Below are 16,405 nucleotides of genomic sequence, written 5' to 3' on the forward strand. Positions count from 1 at the left end.
AACACGACCCCTGCTACGAAGTTCCACTCACATAGGTTGGTCTGCGTGACGGCACCAGTTGGGGCCGCGTTCACCATTCGTTAGCCGCGACTGAGCACAGTCCTCGCGGTGAGTGCAACAACCGAACGAGTGCTGCCCACGGCAGGCAAGAAGAGCTTCTTCTCGCGGCCGTGGACCGATTACGCACTGTTCCTGATTCTCGTGGGACCCAACCTGGTTCTGTTGGCGGTCTTCACGTACCGCCCGTTGGTGGAGAACTTCCAGTTCTCGTTCTTCGACTGGAACCTGTCCTCGCCCACGTCCACGTTCGTCGGATTCGAGAACTACCGCGAGTGGGCCGCCCGTGACGACACGTGGCAGATAGTCGGCAACACTGTCGTGTTCACCGTGGCCGCCGTCGTCGGCTCGCTGGTGCTCGGTCTGATACTTGCGCTGCTGCTCGATCGTAAACTGCGGGGCCGCAACTTCGTTCGCTCCGCAGTGTTCGCGCCGTACGTGATCTCCGGTGCCGCGATCGGTATCGCATTCCAGTTCGTCTTCGATCCCAACTTCGGACTCGTCCAGGACCTGATGCGCAGATTCGGCCTCGGTGCGGTCCCGGATTTCTATCAGGATCCGAAATGGGCGATGGTCATGATCACCGTCACCTACTTGTGGAAGAACCTGGGCTACACCTTCGTCATCTATCTCGCGGCGCTGCAGGGTGTGCGCAAGGAATTGATGGAAGCGGCCGAGATCGACCAGGCCGGCCGCTGGACCACGTTCCGCAAAGTGCTTCTGCCGCAACTGCGTCCGACGACGTTCTTCCTCTCGATCACGGTGTTGCTCAACTCCCTTCAGGTCTTCGACATCATCAATGTCATGACGCGCGGTGGCCCACTGGGCACCGGAACCACCACGATGGTCTACCAGGTCTACGAGGAAACGTTCCGCAACTTCCGGGCCGGCTACGGGGCGACCGTCGCGACCATCCTGTTCCTCGTGCTGTTGATCGTCACTCTCGTACAGGTACGAATCATGGATCGGGACGATCAGCGATGACCTTGGTGAGCAAGCCCGATGCTGCAGTCCCGGAAAAGCCTTCGCTCGGTCGGGACCCGCAGCGCACGCGTCGCAGCGCGAATGTCCTCGGCTACGCGGCGATGGTTGCCGTCCTGCTGATGATCGGCCTGCCGCTGTTCTGGATTCTGGTCACCTCGTTCAAGGACCGCCCGGACATCTACGTTCAGCCGGTCACGTGGTGGCCCAGCAGTTTTCATCCGCAGAACTACAACGAGGCGACGACGGAGGTGCCGTTCTTCACGTACCTGCGCAACTCGATCGTCATCACCACGGCGGTCGCGTCGATCAAGTTCGTCCTCGGTGTGCTCAGTGCGTACGGCCTGGTGTTCCTGCGCTTTCCGGGCAAGAACATCGTCTTCCTCGTCATCATTGCCGCGCTGATGGTGCCCAACCAGATCACCGTCATCTCCAACTACTCGCTCATCTCCGAGCTCGGTTGGCGAAATTCGTTTCAGGGCATCATCATTCCGCTGGCAGGCGTTGCATTCGGTACCTTCCTGATGCGTAACCACTTCCTGTCGCTGCCACCGGAGATCATCGAGGCCGCGCGCATGGACGGCGCGGGCCCGGTGCGGTTGATGTTCCGCGTCATCCTGCCGCTGTCGGGTCCGACGATGGTGGCGTTCGCGATCATCACCATCGTCACCGAATGGAACGAATACCTCTGGCCGTTCCTGATGTCCGACGACTCGTCGGTTGCTCCGCTCCCGGTCGGCCTGACGCTGCTCCAGAACAGCGAGGGCTACACCAACTGGGGAGCGGTCATGGCCGCGACAGTGCTCACCATTCTGCCGATTCTTCTCGTCTTCCTCGTCCTGCAGCGCCACATGATCAAGGGCCTCACCTCCGGTGCGGTCAAGGGCTGATCCACCTCACTATCAGGAGTCGAACACCATGGCACACATCATCAATCGGCGTGGCTTCCTCACGCTCACCGGTGCGGCTGCGGCCGCTGCAGCCCTCGCGGCGTGCAGCGGTCCCGGATCGGGATCGTCCGGCGGCGGCGGCGTCGAAGGCGATGCGAACACCATCAACTTCTGGTCGAACCACCCGGGCAAGTCCCAGGAATTCGAGAAGGAGCTGATCTCGCGGTTCCAGGCGCAGAACCCCGGACTGACGGTCAATCTCATCGACGGCGGCAAGAACTACGAGGAGGTGTCGCAGAAGTTCAATGCGGCATTGTCCGGCAACGATGTGCCCGACGTAGTCGTACTCTCGGATGTCTGGTGGTTCAACTACGCACTGACCGGGGCGATCGAGCCCCTCGACAAGCACTTCTCTGCGGCCGGGGTCGACCAGTCCGATTACGTGGATTCGCTGCTGGCCGACTACAACTGGAACGGGAGCCACTGGGCTCTGCCGTACGCTCGCTCCACTCCGCTGTTCTACTACAACAAGGCCGTCTGGTCGGCAGCCGGCCTGCCCGATCGCGGACCGGCCACGTGGCAGGAATTCGACGAGTGGGGCCCGCGCATCCAGGCCGTCGTCGGAAACGGCAAGCTCGCCCACGGCTGGGGCAATGCCGTCGACTATCTCGGGTGGACGTTCGAGGGACCGATCTGGACCTTCGGCGGATCGTACTCCGATCAGTTCGAGCTGAAGTTCGACGACCCCAATACCATTGCGGCAGGCAAGTTCCTGCAGGACATGATCCACACCAAGAAGTACGCGGCGGTCTCCAACGACATCGCCAACGACTTCGCCGCGGGCATCCTCGCATCCACGATCGCCTCCACCGGAGACCTGTCCACCATCACCAAGGGTGCCGCGTTCGAGTTCGGTACGGCCTTCCTGCCGGCCACCGACGGCGCGCCCGGATGCCCCACCGGCGGCGCGGGTCTGGCCATCCCGGCCAAGATCTCCGACGAGCGCAAGGTGAACGCACTCAAGTTCATCGATTTCGTGACCAACGGTGCCAACACTGCGTACTTCTCGCAGAACACCGGGTACATGCCGGTCCGCAAGTCGGCGCAGCAGGACCCGTCGGAAATCGCGTTCCTCGAGGCCAACCCGAACGCGAAGACGGCCGTCGACCAGTTGGCGCGTACCCGCTCCCAGGACGCTGCCCGCGTGTTCGTGCCCGGCGGCGACAAGATCATCGGTAGCGGTCTCGAGCAGATCGCTCTGCAGAATGCAGACGTCGCAACGACATTCGCGTCCGTCTCGGATCAATTACAACAGATCATCGACCGCCAGATCACCCCGAAGCTGCCGAAGTAATGGCGACCGTTCACTATGCGGGTGTCTCGCACAGGTACCCGGGCGCGGACTCTCTCGCCGTCGACACGCTCGAACTCGACATAGCGGACGGCGAGTTCATCGTGCTGGTGGGACCGTCCGGATGTGGAAAGTCGACGAGTCTGCGGATGCTGGCCGGCCTCGAATCCGTCGAGAGCGGCCACATCGACATCGGCGGAGTGGACGTCACCTCGCTCGCCCCACGGGCGAGGGACGTCGCGATGGTGTTCCAGAACTACGCGCTGTACCCCAACATGACCGTCGGCGACAACATGGGCTTCGCATTGCGAAACGCGGGAATGAGCAAGGCCGACACTGCGGCTCGCGTACTGGACGCCGCGAGGATGCTCGAACTCGAGCCGCTGCTGGGTCGCAAGCCCGGCAAGCTCTCCGGTGGGCAGCGGCAGCGAGTGGCCATGGGGCGAGCCATCGTTCGTCAACCCAAGGTGTTCTGCATGGACGAGCCGCTGTCCAACCTCGACGCCAAATTGCGAGTGTCGACGAGGGCCCAGATCGCCGGACTGCAGAAGCGATTGGGTACCACCACCGTGTACGTCACCCATGATCAGGTCGAGGCGATGACGATGGGTGACCGGGTTGCGGTGTTGCGGGACGGCAAGTTACAGCAGATCGCCGCTCCGCGGGAGCTGTACGACAACCCCGTCAACACCTTCGTCGCCGGGTTCATCGGGTCTCCCGGCATGAACCTCGTCGACGCTCCCGTGCACGAGGGCGCTGCGGTCCTCGGAGACGTTCGGATCCCTGTTCCGTCGTCGGCGGGCCACCGCGTCGTCGTCGGGGTTCGGCCGGAATCGTGGGAGCTCGTCGGCGAACATGCGGGCGGACTCCGACTCACCGTCGAATTGATCGAGGAATTGGGTGCGGAGTCGTTCGTGTACGCCTCGGCACCCAACGCCGACGGTCAGTGGACGACGCCCTCTGGACGTATCTCGGTGAGGGTGGACCGCAAGCTGTCGGTCGCCCTCGCCGAGACCGTCCGGTTGAAGCCGGTGCTCGACGAACTGTTCTTCTTCGACGCCGCTACCGGCCTGCGGTTGTCCTGACGGGTTCGCCCAGATCCACCGGAAGTGTTGCCCACCCGTGCAATACGCGCGTGTCGCGACGGGTTCCCTCGCCTGCAGAACGTAGGTGGGGGAACCTGTCGAACAACGTCTTCAGACCCACCTCCGACTCTGCCTTCGCCAGCGCTGCGCCCAGGCAGTAGTGGCGTCCGCCGGAGAACGACAGGTGCTTACCCGCGTTGTCGCGGGTGACGTCGAACCGGTCGGGGTCCTCGAATACCAGCGGATCGCGGTTGGCACCGGCCAGCACGAGGACGACCAGTGAGTCCTTCGTGATCGGCACACCCTCCACGACGACGTCGTGCTTGGCCGCCCGAGCCGTCAGCTGAACGGGAGATTCCATCCGCAACATCTCGTCGATCGCGGTGGGCCAGTGCGATGGATCCTGTTGCAGTACAGCCAGTTGATCCGGATGATCGAGCAGGAGTCGGATGCCGCTGCCGAGCAGATTGACGGTTGTCTCGAACCCGGCCGCCAATACCAATCCTGCTGTGGCCCTGAGCTCTTCGTCGTTCAGGCCGATGCCCTCGTCCTCGGCGGCGATCAGTTGGCTCATCAGGTCGTCGCCGGGGTTGCGGCGAAGTTCGGCGATGTGCTGCGAGAGCCACGCGTCGAAACCGATGAGGCCACGCTCCACCTGCTTGAACTGGCTCCACGAGATACCGATGTCGAGGCTGGGTGCCGCCATTTCGCCGAATTCGAGGACGCGCTGATTGTCCTTCTCCGGAACGCCGAGGATGCGGCCGATGACTGCGACGGGAAGGCGAGCGCAGTATCGGTCGACGATGTCGACGACAGGGCTGCCGTCGGTCAGTTCGTCGAGTAGCGCGTCCGCGGTTTCCTGCACCTGATCTCGCATCTGCGCGACCGCCCGGGCGGTGAAGACCGAGGACACCAGCTTGCGGTAGCGGGTGTGATCGGGTGGCTCGACCGACAGCAGGGACGGCGGAAGGATCGGATGCAGGGCACCGGAGCGGGTGTGGCGTTCCACCCACTTCAGCGGTGCCGGCAGCGTGCCGCCCAGCTGGGTGACCCGAAAATCGTCGGAGCGCAGCAGCGCGAACGCCACCCGGTGATGCACGGTGATGTTGGAGATTCGGGTCTTCACCAGCGGTGCCGTCGCCCGCAGTTCCTCGTACACCGGCGTCGGATTTGCCCGTGTCGCCGGATCGGCGACCAGCATGGCCTGCCGGTCACCGGCGGCCGCAGCACGCTTGGCCCCGAACCTGATGACCCCGTGTGCCGCGATCCACCGTACGAATTCCCTCATCCGACTGTCCTCCCCGTTGTCCCGCCCTATGTGAGTGGTTTCTCGTAGCAGACTACGAAGTTCCACTCACGTGCTACCAGATCTTGACGCGCTTCCCCGGGTCCAAGTACAGCGCATCACCGGGCTGTACGTCGAACGCTTCGTGAAAACTGTCCAGATTGCGCACGACTCCGTTGCACCGGAACTCCGGCGGTGAGTGCGGATCGACGGCGAGGCGGCGAAGTGCTTCGGCGTCTCGTGCCTTGGTGCGCCACACCTGCGACCAGCCGAAGAACACGCGCTGCAACCCGGTCAGGCCGTCGAGCACCGGTGCGTCCTTGCCCTCGAGCGAGATTTCGTATGCGGCGACGGCGATGGACAGGCCACCCAGATCGCCGATGTTCTCACCGATGGTGAATTCGCCGTTGACCTTGTGGCCGGGCAGTGCCTTCGGCTCGAATTCGTTGTACTGCTCGATCAGGGCTGTGGTGCGCTTACCGAATTCGGTGCGGTCGCTGTCGGTCCACCAATCCACCATGTTGCCGTCGCCGTCGTACTTGGCACCCTGGTCGTCGAATCCGTGCCCGATCTCGTGACCGATGACGGCTCCGATCCCGCCGTAGTTGGCTGCGTCGTCGGCCTCGGCGTCGAAGAACGGCGGCTGCAGAATGGCTGCGGGAAAGACGATTTCGTTCATCCCGGGGTTGTAGTACGCGTTGACGGTCTGCGGCGTCATGAACCATTCGTCGCGATCGACCGGACCGCCGAGCTTGTCGAGATCACGCTGATAGTCGGCCTCGTAACCGCGGCGGTAGTTGCCGAGCAGATCGTCGGCGGCGATGACGACGCTCGAGTAGTCGCGCCAGCGGTCGGGGTAGCCGATCTTGGGAGTGAACTTGTCCAGCTTGTCCAAGGCCTTGCGGCGCGTCTCCGGGCTCATCCATTCGAGCTCGGAGATGTTGCGGCGGTAGGCCTCGGCGAGGTTGTCGACGAGCACCTGCATGCGTGCCTTCGAGTCCGCCGGGAAGTGGCGTTCGACGTAGAGCTTGCCGACGGCCTCGCCGAGGACGTCCTGTACGAGCGAGACGCCGCGCTTCCAGCGCTCGCGGTTCTCCTCGGTTCCGGTCAGCGTCGTTCCGTAGAACGCGAAGTTCTCGTCGACGAGTGCGCTGGTCAGGAACGGAGCCCGGGCATGGACGACGCGCCACGCGAGCCACGCCTTCCACGTCTCGATGTCCTCCGACGTCCACAGGGACACGAACGTGTTGACGAACGGTGGCTGGCGCACGACGATCTCGGCGAACTGTTCGGTGGTGCCGCCGAGGCCGGAAATCCATGCGGTCCAATTGAATCCGGGCTCGTTCTGCACCAGAGTGTCGAACTGGACGAGGTTGTAGCTCTTCTCGGCGTCGCGCCGGGCGACGACGTCCCAGTGGCCCGCGGCGATCTTTCGCTCGAGATCGAACACCGTCTGCGCGTCGTACTCGACGCCGCTGAGCGCGAACATCTTCGCGATGTGCGCGATGTAGCTCGTGCGGATGTCGGCGTATTCGTCCTGACGGTAGTACGACTCGTCGGGCAAGCCGATTCCCGACTGGCTGAAGTGCACCAGGTAGCGGTCGGATCGCTTGGCGTCGGTGTCGACGTAGTGAGCGATACCGCCGCCGACTCCGGTGCGTTGCAGAGAACCGAGAACGCCTGCGAGCGTGACCAAGTCGGTCGCATCGGCAACCGCGGCGAGCTCGTCGGCGATCGGGGTGGTGCCGAGCTGTTCGGCCCGGTCGGCGTCCATGAAGCTCGAGAACAGGTCGCCGATCTTCTGTGCGTCGCTACCGGCGGGCGGATTCGCGGCCGCCGATTCTTCGATGATGGTCTGTACGTCGACCTCGGCGCGGTCGTACAACGTCCGGAACGCACCGTCGACGGCGCGGTCGGCGGGAATGCTGTAGTCCTCCAGCCATTTGCCGTTGACGTGCACGAAGAGGTCGTCCTGCGCGCGTGTGTTCTCGTCCTGGTAGCTGAGATCGATGCCCGAGTTCACTACTGAAGTCATGTATCCATCTTTACACTCTTGCGCTCGATTGAACGGGTGTTTAATGTGCTGTACATGCGTTCAGCATCGGAGGATCTGACCACTCGCGCGCGGATCCGCGACACCGCGATCGACGTCTTCGGCATGCAGGGTTTCACCGCCGGTGTGCGGTCCATCGCCAGCGCCGCCGGCGTCTCACCCGGGCTGCTCAACCACCACTTCGGGTCCAAGGACGGACTTCGGGCAGCGTGCGACGAGTACGTCCTGCGCACGATCCGCGAATCGAAGGCCGGTACTACCGGGGTGATGGAACAGCTTGCTCGCATCGACGAGTACGCACCGCTCGTCGCCTACATCGTGCGGAGCTTCTCCTCGGGCGGAGCGCTGGCCCGAGAGTTATTCGAGCACATGGTCGACGACGCGGTCCGGTACCTCGACGACGGAGTACGCGACGGCCGATTCACACCCAGCCGCGACCCCGCGGCGCGCGCCCGGTTCCTGACGCGCCAGAACGTGGGCGGTCTGCTGTTGTACGTGCAGATGGCCGGCCCGGACGTCGATTTCCGTGCGGCTCTCAGCGCGCTCGGTGACGAGGTCATGTTGCCGGCACTCGAGCTGTACACCGATGGATTGTTCACCGATTCCCGAATCTTGGACACCTATCTGGAGGCCGAGCAATGACCGACGCCATCGCAGTCGACGATCTGGTGAAGACGTTCGGTTCGGTCCGGGCCCTCGACGGCCTGAACCTGCACGTCGAGACCGGTGATGTGCACGGCTTTCTCGGCCCCAACGGGTCGGGTAAATCCACCACGATCCGCGTGCTGCTCGGTCTCGTGCGCGCGACGTCGGGGACGGTCCGGTTGCTCGGCGGTGATCCGTGGGCCGACGGCGTCGCACTGCATCGACGGCTGGCCTACGTTCCCGGAGATGTGACGCTGTGGCCGTCGTTGACCGGCGGGGAGGTGATCGATCTGCTCGCCAGGATGCGCGGCGGTATCGATTCCGGCCGCCGGGCCGAGCTGATCGAACGGTTCTCCCTCGACCCAGGAAAGCGGAGTCGCACCTATTCGAAGGGCAATCGCCAGAAGGTCGCTCTGATCTCGGCCCTGGCATCGAACGTGGAGCTGCTGCTCCTCGACGAGCCCACTTCCGGTCTCGATCCCCTGATGGAGCAGCAGTTCGCCGAATGCGTGAAAGATGCTGCGCGACGCGGAGTCACGGTGCTGCTGTCCTCGCACATCCTGTCCGAGGTGGATGCGTTGTGCAGTTCGGTCACCATCGTCCGGGACGGGCGCACGGTGGACACCGGGACCCTGGCGTCGATGCGGCACCTCACCCGCACGACGATGACCATCACTGTGGATCGAGTACCCGGCGATCTCGACAGGCTCACCGGGGTCAGCGGGGTGACCGTGGACGGGTCCACGATTACCTGCACGGTGGAGAACGAGGCGCTCGCTGCGGTGATGCACGTCCTGGCCGACGCAGGCGTGCAGAGCATGATCAGCTCCGCGCCGACTCTCGAAGAGCTGTTCCTGAGGTACTACGCATGAACAGCCTGAGCGGCACAGTGGCATTGCTGCGGTTGTATCTACGCCGCGACCGACTCGTGTTGCCGATCTGGGTCGTTCTGCTCGGAGCGCTCCCGCTGCTGTACGCGGTCAGCTTCGAGGGGCTGTATCCGACGGCGGCAGACCGTCGAGCGTTCTATCTCAGCACCGAGGCAGTGCCGGCGCAAGCGGCTCTCGTAGGGCCGATCTTCGGTAGCGACCTCGGTGCCCTGGTGTCGTGGCGCGCCGGACTGATGCTGACCCTCGTTCCGTTGGCGGCGATCCTCACTGTCGTTCGGCATACCCGCGGTGAGGAGGACGCGGGTCGTGTCGAGCTGGTCGGGTCGACTGCAGTGGGCAGATTTGCAGGGTTGACAGCGGCCGTGCTCCTGGCGGGCGGCGGTGTGATGGCGACGGGAATGCTGACGTCCGTCTCGCTGTGGGCGTTCGGTCTGCCGGTGGCCGGGAGCGTCGCGTTCGGTGCCTCGATCGTCGTCGTCGGTGCGGTGTTCGTCGGCTGCGCGGGGCTGGCAGCACAGGTGGCGTCCGGGGCTCGCGCGGATCGCGGCTATGCCCTCGGCGTGTTGGCCGCAGCGTTCGTTCTCAGAGCGATCGGCGACATCGGTTCGGGAACCCTGTCGTGGTTCTCGCCGATCGGGTGGTCGGCGCAGGTGCCACCGTTCGCCGACGAACGGTGGTGGCCGCTGTTGCTGTCGCTGGCGACCGCGACGGTGTTCGTCGCCGCAGCGTTCGTGGCAGCGAATCGACGCGATCTCGGCAGTGGTCTGCGGGCCGAACGCCGCGGCCGGGTGGCTGCCGTTCCGTCACTGTCCGGTCCCGTCGCCCTCGCGTGGCGACTGTCCCGCGGAACCACCGTCGTCTGGACCGTCGGCCTCGCCCTGTTCGGTATCGCGATCGGATCGTCGACGGACGGCATCGGCGATCAACTCGGCAGCAGCGCCGCCATCAGCGACGCACTGGGCAAGTTCGGCGGCACCACGATCCAACAGTCGTTCATCGCCGTCGTGCTGAGCATGGTCGGCATCATGGTGGCGGCCTATTCCTCGTCGGCCGTGCTACGTCTGCACAGCGAGGAAGAGTCGGGTCTGGCCGAGATCGTGCTGGCCACCGGTATCTCGCGCCCTCGGTGGGCGGCGGGGTATCTACTCTTCGCCGTCCTCGGCCCGGCGTGGCTACTGCTGGTCGTCGGCCTCACCATCGGGCTGACGTACGGGTCGGCAACCGGCGACATGTCGCGCGAACTGCCGTCCGCCGTGGTCGGCGCTCTGGCTCAGCTCCCGGCCGTGTGGGTGGTGACGGCCATCGGCGTGGCATTGTTCGGCGCTGTCCCTCGATTCGCAACCGTCGTGTGGGCCGTCCTCGGCGGCTTCGTTGCCCTAGGGCAGATCGGGGCGGTAGTTGGGCTGCCCCAATGGTTGCAAGACATCTCGCCGTTCACCCACCTGCCCAAGCTGCCAGGTGGGGAGTTCTCGGTGGTGCCCTTGCTGTGGCTCGTCGCTGTCGCCGCCGCCGCAGGCGGTGCCGGAAGCATCGCGCTGCGTCGACGGGACGTCCGCGGCTGAATGAGTCGGCCGCGACTCAGTTCGGTGTCGAGTCGTCGTACTGGTTCTCGACGTTCTGCTTGAATTCGTCGGCGCATTGCTGTTGCGCTGCAGTATCGCTGCCTGCGTTGGTCATGCAGTCGGTGAAGTCCTGTCCACCGACTGCGTTGAACAGGCCGACGCCGACGACGACGAGAACGATCGACAAAGCCGCCGCCACGAAACCGAGGATGATCGCGATGAGAGACACGGTGCCGTTGGTGGCGACGCGCTTCTTGTACCTCGACCGACCGATGAAGCCGAGGACGATCGCGATCAGGCCGAGAACAATGCCGCCGACGATCGTCCAGGAGAACAACACGCCGAGAATCGCGAGAACCAGAGCCACTGTGCCGATGGTGTTCTTCGGCGCTACCGGCTGTTGCTCGTATCCACCCTGCTGATATCCACCCTGCTGATATCCGCCCTGCTGGGGGTACTCGCCGGGTGAAGGATAGTTTCCGGGCGGGGGATAGTCATTCGACACGTCTGATACCTCCGAGATCGGCGATCGTGAACGCTCGGAGTGTATGCAGATCTCTGTCGTGCGCGCAGACGCCACGTGCCCCCGTGATCAACTTGTCATCGAGCGTGCCTGTCAGCCGCCCAGTCGCGAGTGCATCTCCCAGATCAGGATCTCGGCTGGCTCCGAGGCCGTAATTCGCTGTCCGCCAGTGGAACTCATGCGTACCGCGTCACCCTCGTACAGTTCTCCGACACCCTCCATCGAGACGGTGCCGCGGACCACGAACACGTGCACGAACGGTGCGTCGGGAACGGTCACGGTCGAATCCGGTGTCAGTCGCGCAGCGTGCAACGCGGCCGACTTCTGGCCGATGCCGATGGCCGCCTGACCACGGTGTCGGTTCATTCCCGACGCGACGGTGACGAGTCCGCCGCGCAGCAGTTCGTCGTCGATCTCGAGTTGCTCGTAGCCCGGTGCGGTGCCGGGACTGTCGGGTATCACCCACATCTGTACGAAGCGGACGGGTTCGGTGTGCCGATTGCCGTCGATACTCCAGGAGTCGTTCTTCTCCGAGTGCATGATGCCTTCGCCCGCACTCATCCGTTGCGCCAGTCCGGGATAGATGATGCCGGAGTGCCCGATCGAATCCTGATGCACCAGAGAGCCCTGCACCACCCACGTGATGATCTCCGTGTCGCGGTGCGGATGCGTTTCGAATCCCTGCCCGGCAGTGACGATGTCGTCGTTGTTCACCAACAACAGGCCGTGGTGGGTGTTCTCGGGGTCGTAGTGCTGACCGAAAGAGAACGAGTGCTTCGAGTCGAGCCAGGACACACGGGTTTTCAGTCGATCACCGGCACGATGCACGTCGATGTGGGCGGTCAGTGGAGCGGACATGTCCCCACTGTACGAGCATGTCGATGCACCGGCGTACGACCTGCATAACGTTCGGGTGTCTTTGCCGCCGGGGTGTGACGGCGGCCCCGAGTGGGTAGGTTCGGACACGGTACGGTCACACGCTCTGCAACTCCCCGAAGGCGGCGAGAGATACTCATGGTCGGTTCCAGCTCGAGCGCGGCACACGCTGTTCGACACCTGCTCGAGGACGCACTGGTGTCGTGGTTGCCAGGTCAACGATGGTTCGGCGCAAAGGGTTCGACGGTGGGTGCCGTACGGATCGTCGCTCGGGACGTACTGCACGACGAGCCGCATTTCGCCGCCGAGCACCTGCTCGTCGAGGTGGACCTCGTCCAAGACGGCACGTCGGTGACCCAGACCTATCAGGTGCCCCTCGGTTTCCGCACCGAGGTACCCGAGGAACTACGCCCGTGGCTGTTGCCGGTGCCCGGTGAGGTGGCAGTGTTCGACGGGTTACGTGATCCGGAGATCATCGCCCTGTACGGTGATGCGTTCTCCGATGAGAACCCTACGGGCAGTATCGAATTCAAGGTCGTCGACGGTTCGAGCGTGCCGCAGGGCATGCGCGGTCGGGTTCTGGGTGCAGAGCAGTCCAACACGTCGGTGATCCTCGGTGATCTGCTGCTGCTCAAGCTGTTTCGTCAGGTACCGCCCGGAATCAGTCCGGACGTCGAGTTGCACCGTGCGCTGGCCGAGGCCGGCAGCGTCAACGTGGCACCGCTGCGAGGGTGGCTCGAAGCGCAGGTCGGCGGTGAGACCACCACGCTGGGGATGATCCAGGACTTCGCCGCGAATTCTGCCGAGGGATGGACCACTGCGCTGGCCAGCGTGCGCGAGGTGTTCGATTCCCCCGACACACCGATCGAGGATTTGTCCGCCGATTTCGCTCCCCACGCGTATCGACTCGGCGCTGCCGTCGCGCAGGTACACCACGACCTGGCCTCGGTCTTGGGGACCGCCGAACGGTCCGTGGAATCGACGGCCGTCGAAGAGATCCTCGAGCGCATCTCCGGAGTAGCGCGAGTGGTTCCGGAGATCGCCCAGTACATCCCCGCCGCGACGGCCCTGATCTCACGGGCCGAGGCGTCGAGCAGTACCACCGTCCAACGCATTCACGGCGATCTGCATCTGGGGCAGGTATTGGGGACCCCCGAACGGTGGCTGCTCATCGATTTCGAGGGAGAGCCGGCCAAGACGCTGGACGAGCGCAGACAAATGGACAGTGCTTTGCGCGACGTCGCGGGAATGCTGCGGTCGTTCGACTATGCCGCCAACCACCTCCTCGTCGACCTGCCGGAGGACCCGGCTAGACGGGAACGCGCCGAGCAGTGGGCTGCGCGGAGCATCACGGCCTTCTTCGATGGGTACGCATCGGTGGCCGGCCACGATCCACGCGACGAAGCCGATCTGCTGCGCGCATACGAACTGGACAAAGCGGTCTACGAGGTTCTGTACGAAGCGCGCAATCGACCGACCTGGCTGTCTCTGCCGATGCGCGCGGTCGAACGGTTGGTCAGCTGACGGCCGGGAAACGGGCTGTAGGGGCGGGCGTGGACCGGCCCGTCTACGACAAGTACCGTATTGCCTGACACGGGAGGCAGGACATGAACGGTATTTTGGCAATTTTCGGCATCGCGGTGGTAGTCATCACCATCGTCGTGGTGGTCGTGCTCGTCGCGGTGTTGTTCGTCGCGTCGATCAAGCCCGACAAGCTGAACATCGACCTCGGTCGCAAGAAGCGTGAACGGGAAGAAAGTTCCTCGAAGGTCTGAGACCTCGGTCACCTCTGGCACCGATTCGCGCAGACGCGGAGTTGTATCGATTCGAAGCGTCGGTCGACGCTTCCGGTTCTACAACTGGAGACCTCGTGAGCACAGCACTGTCAGCGCCTACGGAGCCCGACTGCAGGGCGCGCCTGTTCGGTGAGACTGTGCCGGCCCAGTTCGCTCGTTTCGTGATCGTCGGGGTATCGAGCAACGGCGTCTATGCACTGCTGTTCGTCGCTCTCGCGTCGTTCGGGTCTTTCCCCGCCAATCTTGCGGGAGCGTCGGCGAGCACCGTTCTCGCCAACGAGTTGCACCGTCGCCACACCTTCCACGCCGCCGACCGCGTCGGCTGGTTCCAGACCCAGTGGGAAGCGGGAGGACTCGCCCTGATCGGGCTGGGTCTGAGTACCGCCGCGCTGGCCGCAGTCCACCTCCTTGTTCCCGCCGCCGCCACGTACGTGCAAGTTCTGGCTGTGATCGCCGTCAGCGGTCTGGTCGGTGCCGCTCGATTCCTCGCCCTTCGCGGATGGGTATTCCGTTCGCCGAGCCTCCCCGGGATGGAAGCGGCTCACTCGTGATGCTGTGACAGAGCACGACCGGTCTCGAAGATCGGTTGCTACCTGTAACAGAGTTTCGGCGAGGCTTCGTGATAGTCGCCCGTATCGACCTAGGCTCGTGAGCTGACGTCAATGCGAGGAGGCATGTCGAATGGCCAGGGATCTGACACAGCTCGAGCTTCTGCAGGAGCTGGTGCCCACTGCCGAGGACAATGTGAACCGTCATATTTCGATGGCGCGCGAATGGCATCCCCACGACTACGTGCCGTGGGACGAAGGCCGCAACTTCGCCGCGCTCGGCGGCACGGACTACGACCCGGAGCAGTCCAAGCTCTCCGACGTCGCGCAGGCCGCGATGATCACCAACCTGCTCACCGAGGACAATCTGCCGTCCTACCACCGTGAGATCGCCGAGAACTTCTCCCAGGACGGTGCCTGGGGAACCTGGGTCGGCCGGTGGACCGCCGAGGAGAACCGCCACGGCATCGTCATGCGCGACTACCTCGTCGTCACCCGCGGTGTCGATCCCGTCGCCCTCGAAGAAGCCCGCATGATTCACATGACCAACGGGTACGCGTCGCCCGCCGGCGCAGGGGTCGGTCTGTTGCACTCGGTCGCGTACGTGACGTTCCAGGAACTGGCGACCCGCGTCTCGCACCGCAACACCGGCAAGGTCTGTGACGACCCGATCGCCGACCGCATGCTCCAGCGCATCGCCGCCGACGAGAACCTGCACATGATCTTCTACCGCAACATCACCGGCGCAGCGATGGACATCTCGCCGGATCAGACGTTGCAGGCCGTCTCGGACATCGTGACGAACTTCGTCATGCCCGGTGCCGGCATGCCGAACTTCCGCCGCAACGGTGTGTTGATGGCCAAGCACGGCATCTACGACCTGCGTCAGCACCTCGAAGACGTCGTCTGGCCCGTGCTGCGCAAATGGCAGGTCTTCGAGCGCAACGACTTCACCGCACGCGGTGAGAACAAGCGTGAAGAACTCGCCGCGTTCCTCGAAGACCTCGAACGTCAGGCCACCAAGTTCGAGGAGATGCGAGATCGCTCGCTGGCCCGCGAACGGGCCAAGGCCGAGGCGCGCGCGTCCTGAGGTGACCCATGTGAGCGGAACTTCGTAGTCTGCTACGAAGTTCCGCTCACATAGGGTGTGGTGTGAACGAATTCTGGGACCGCATTTCCGCGGTGAGTCCTGATCCACCCGTGTGGATCGTCCAAGTGGCTGCCCTGGCGGCGCTCGTCATCGTCGTGTTGCCGCAGACCTGGCGGATTGCACGCAACGTGGTGACCATCGCGCACGAGGGTGCGCATCTGTTCGTCGCGTTGATCACCGGGCGTCAGTTGATGGGTCTTCGGCTGCATTCGGATACTTCCGGCGTCGCGATCTCCAAGGGCAAGCCCACCGGTCTCGGTGTCATCGCCATGACTTTTGCGGGCTACGTCGGGCCGTCGCTTCTCGGACTCGGAGCCGCTCTGGTACTGGGTACACAGCGAGCGTCGGCCGTGCTGTGGATCGGCATCATCTCGATTGCGTTGATGCTGTTGATGATTCGAAATATCTACGGACTGCTGTCTCTCGTCACCGTCGGTGGGCTGCTGTTCGTCGTGTCCTGGTGGGGTACCGGGGAACAACAGGTCGCTGCGGCGTACTTCATCACGTTCTTCCTGCTGATCGCCGGTCCGCGCCCCGTTCTCGAACTGCAGAAATCCCGAAGCGCCGGACGGGCGCGGGACTCCGACGCCGATCAACTGGCTCGGCTCACATTCCTGCCCGGCATCGTCTGGGTCGGACTGTTTCTCGTCGTCACCGTCGGCGCACTCGCACTGGGGGCGTGGAGAATCCTGGTTCCGGTGCAGTGACGGCGG

General features: G+C 64.1%; 16 protein-coding genes. 12 read left to right on the forward strand and 4 right to left on the reverse strand.

Annotated features, from left to right (window positions below):
- Window positions 1-108: 108 nt before the first annotated feature.
- Genes RFA01S_RS06045 through RFA01S_RS06060 form a run of 4 tightly spaced genes read left to right on the forward strand, consistent with a single transcriptional unit; the run spans window position 109 to window position 4,364 of the window.
- Window positions 109-1,041, forward strand: a complete 933-nt coding sequence (locus RFA01S_RS06045) for a carbohydrate ABC transporter permease (RefSeq protein WP_174557223.1) — start codon at window positions 109-111, stop codon at window positions 1,039-1,041.
- Window positions 1,038-1,928: a carbohydrate ABC transporter permease gene (locus tag RFA01S_RS06050; protein ID WP_027495271.1), complete on the forward strand. Its 891-nt coding sequence runs from the start codon at window positions 1,038-1,040 to the stop codon at window positions 1,926-1,928. Before RFA01S_RS06045 ends, RFA01S_RS06050 begins: the two co-directional genes overlap by 4 nt.
- 28 nt (window positions 1,929-1,956) lie before the next feature.
- On the forward strand, window positions 1,957-3,282 hold the full coding sequence (locus tag RFA01S_RS06055) for an ABC transporter substrate-binding protein (RefSeq protein WP_032392476.1): 1,326 nt from the start codon (window positions 1,957-1,959) through the stop codon (window positions 3,280-3,282).
- Entirely contained in the window at window positions 3,282-4,364 is a 1,083-nt protein-coding gene (locus RFA01S_RS06060) for an ABC transporter ATP-binding protein (protein WP_032406017.1), read from the forward strand. The genes RFA01S_RS06055 and RFA01S_RS06060 overlap by 1 nt, the downstream gene beginning before the upstream one ends.
- On the opposite strand, the gene RFA01S_RS06065 is transcribed toward RFA01S_RS06060, so the two are convergent.
- Together RFA01S_RS06065 and RFA01S_RS06070 are read right to left on the reverse strand one after the other, a co-directional pair.
- The gene (locus RFA01S_RS06065; RefSeq protein WP_032374753.1) at window positions 4,342-5,652 is read right to left on the reverse strand and encodes a cytochrome P450; all 1,311 of its coding nucleotides are present in this window, start codon (window positions 5,650-5,652) and stop codon (window positions 4,342-4,344) included. The genes RFA01S_RS06060 and RFA01S_RS06065 overlap by 23 nt on opposite strands.
- Window positions 5,653-5,725: 73 nt before the next feature.
- A complete protein-coding gene (locus RFA01S_RS06070; RefSeq protein ID WP_032406018.1) occupies window positions 5,726-7,684 on the reverse strand; it encodes a M13 family metallopeptidase in 1,959 nt (652 codons plus the stop codon).
- A 54-nt stretch (window positions 7,685-7,738) separates the two neighbouring features.
- Between RFA01S_RS06070 and RFA01S_RS06075 the strand changes: the two genes are divergently transcribed.
- Genes RFA01S_RS06075 through RFA01S_RS06085 form a run of 3 tightly spaced genes read left to right on the forward strand, consistent with a single transcriptional unit; the run spans window position 7,739 to window position 10,799 of the window.
- The gene (locus RFA01S_RS06075) at window positions 7,739-8,344 is read left to right on the forward strand and encodes a TetR/AcrR family transcriptional regulator (protein ID WP_032406198.1); all 606 of its coding nucleotides are present in this window, start codon (window positions 7,739-7,741) and stop codon (window positions 8,342-8,344) included.
- Window positions 8,341-9,219, forward strand: a complete 879-nt coding sequence (locus RFA01S_RS06080; RefSeq protein ID WP_032374755.1) for an ABC transporter ATP-binding protein — start codon at window positions 8,341-8,343, stop codon at window positions 9,217-9,219. Before RFA01S_RS06075 ends, RFA01S_RS06080 begins: the two co-directional genes overlap by 4 nt.
- On the forward strand, window positions 9,216-10,799 hold the full coding sequence (locus tag RFA01S_RS06085; protein ID WP_238325021.1) for an ABC transporter permease: 1,584 nt from the start codon (window positions 9,216-9,218) through the stop codon (window positions 10,797-10,799). Before RFA01S_RS06080 ends, RFA01S_RS06085 begins: the two co-directional genes overlap by 4 nt.
- A gap of 16 nt (window positions 10,800-10,815) precedes the next feature.
- Here the strand turns inward: RFA01S_RS06085 and RFA01S_RS06090 are convergent, their stop codons facing one another.
- Complete coding sequence (locus tag RFA01S_RS06090) at window positions 10,816-11,304, reverse strand: DUF4190 domain-containing protein (RefSeq protein WP_238325022.1); 489 nt, start codon at window positions 11,302-11,304, stop codon at window positions 10,816-10,818.
- A 111-nt stretch (window positions 11,305-11,415) separates the two neighbouring features.
- Complete coding sequence (locus tag RFA01S_RS06095; protein ID WP_032406019.1) at window positions 11,416-12,180, reverse strand: pirin family protein; 765 nt, start codon at window positions 12,178-12,180, stop codon at window positions 11,416-11,418.
- Window positions 12,181-12,336: 156 nt separating this feature from the next.
- Between RFA01S_RS06095 and RFA01S_RS06100 the strand changes: the two genes are divergently transcribed.
- The 5 genes from RFA01S_RS06100 to RFA01S_RS06115 all read left to right on the forward strand — a co-directional run bounded on the left by RFA01S_RS06100 (window position 12,337) and on the right by RFA01S_RS06115 (window position 16,399).
- The gene (locus tag RFA01S_RS06100; RefSeq protein ID WP_052060385.1) at window positions 12,337-13,722 is read left to right on the forward strand and encodes a maltokinase N-terminal cap-like domain-containing protein; all 1,386 of its coding nucleotides are present in this window, start codon (window positions 12,337-12,339) and stop codon (window positions 13,720-13,722) included.
- An 83-nt stretch (window positions 13,723-13,805) separates the two neighbouring features.
- Complete coding sequence (locus RFA01S_RS27650; protein WP_167326956.1) at window positions 13,806-13,973, forward strand: hypothetical protein; 168 nt, start codon at window positions 13,806-13,808, stop codon at window positions 13,971-13,973.
- 95 nt (window positions 13,974-14,068) lie between these two features.
- On the forward strand, window positions 14,069-14,545 hold the full coding sequence (locus RFA01S_RS06105; RefSeq protein WP_045841001.1) for a GtrA family protein: 477 nt from the start codon (window positions 14,069-14,071) through the stop codon (window positions 14,543-14,545).
- A gap of 130 nt (window positions 14,546-14,675) precedes the next feature.
- Window positions 14,676-15,632: an acyl-ACP desaturase gene (locus RFA01S_RS06110; RefSeq protein WP_027495283.1), complete on the forward strand. Its 957-nt coding sequence runs from the start codon at window positions 14,676-14,678 to the stop codon at window positions 15,630-15,632.
- Between the two features lie 62 nt (window positions 15,633-15,694).
- Entirely contained in the window at window positions 15,695-16,399 is a 705-nt protein-coding gene (locus tag RFA01S_RS06115) for a M50 family metallopeptidase (RefSeq protein WP_032369542.1), read from the forward strand.
- Window positions 16,400-16,405: the final 6 nt, after the last annotated feature.

The sequence above is a fragment of the Rhodococcoides fascians NBRC 12155 = LMG 3623 genome, assembly GCF_001894785.1.
Classification (GTDB): domain Bacteria; phylum Actinomycetota; class Actinomycetes; order Mycobacteriales; family Mycobacteriaceae; genus Rhodococcoides; species Rhodococcoides fascians.

What these genes read in the sequence shown, in the direction of transcription:
- RFA01S_RS06050 (WP_027495271.1), top strand. Translation starts at nt 1,038, where the DNA reads ATGACCTTGGTGAGCAAGCCCGATGCTGCAGTCCCGGAAAAGCCTTCG.
- RFA01S_RS06055 (WP_032392476.1), top strand. Translation starts at nt 1,957, where the DNA reads ATGGCACACATCATCAATCGGCGTGGCTTCCTCACGCTCACCGGTGCG.
- RFA01S_RS06060 (WP_032406017.1), top strand. Translation starts at nt 3,282, where the DNA reads ATGGCGACCGTTCACTATGCGGGTGTCTCGCACAGGTACCCGGGCGCG.
- RFA01S_RS06065 (WP_032374753.1), bottom strand. Translation starts at nt 5,652, where the DNA reads ATGAGGGAATTCGTACGGTGGATCGCGGCACACGGGGTCATCAGGTTC.
- RFA01S_RS06070 (WP_032406018.1), bottom strand. Translation starts at nt 7,684, where the DNA reads ATGACTTCAGTAGTGAACTCGGGCATCGATCTCAGCTACCAGGACGAG.
- RFA01S_RS06075 (WP_032406198.1), top strand. Translation starts at nt 7,739, where the DNA reads ATGCGTTCAGCATCGGAGGATCTGACCACTCGCGCGCGGATCCGCGAC.
- RFA01S_RS06080 (WP_032374755.1), top strand. Translation starts at nt 8,341, where the DNA reads ATGACCGACGCCATCGCAGTCGACGATCTGGTGAAGACGTTCGGTTCG.
- RFA01S_RS06085 (WP_238325021.1), top strand. Translation starts at nt 9,216, where the DNA reads ATGAACAGCCTGAGCGGCACAGTGGCATTGCTGCGGTTGTATCTACGC.
- RFA01S_RS06095 (WP_032406019.1), bottom strand. Translation starts at nt 12,180, where the DNA reads ATGTCCGCTCCACTGACCGCCCACATCGACGTGCATCGTGCCGGTGAT.
- RFA01S_RS06100 (WP_052060385.1), top strand. Translation starts at nt 12,337, where the DNA reads ATGGTCGGTTCCAGCTCGAGCGCGGCACACGCTGTTCGACACCTGCTC.
- RFA01S_RS27650 (WP_167326956.1), top strand. Translation starts at nt 13,806, where the DNA reads ATGAACGGTATTTTGGCAATTTTCGGCATCGCGGTGGTAGTCATCACC.
- RFA01S_RS06110 (WP_027495283.1), top strand. Translation starts at nt 14,676, where the DNA reads ATGGCCAGGGATCTGACACAGCTCGAGCTTCTGCAGGAGCTGGTGCCC.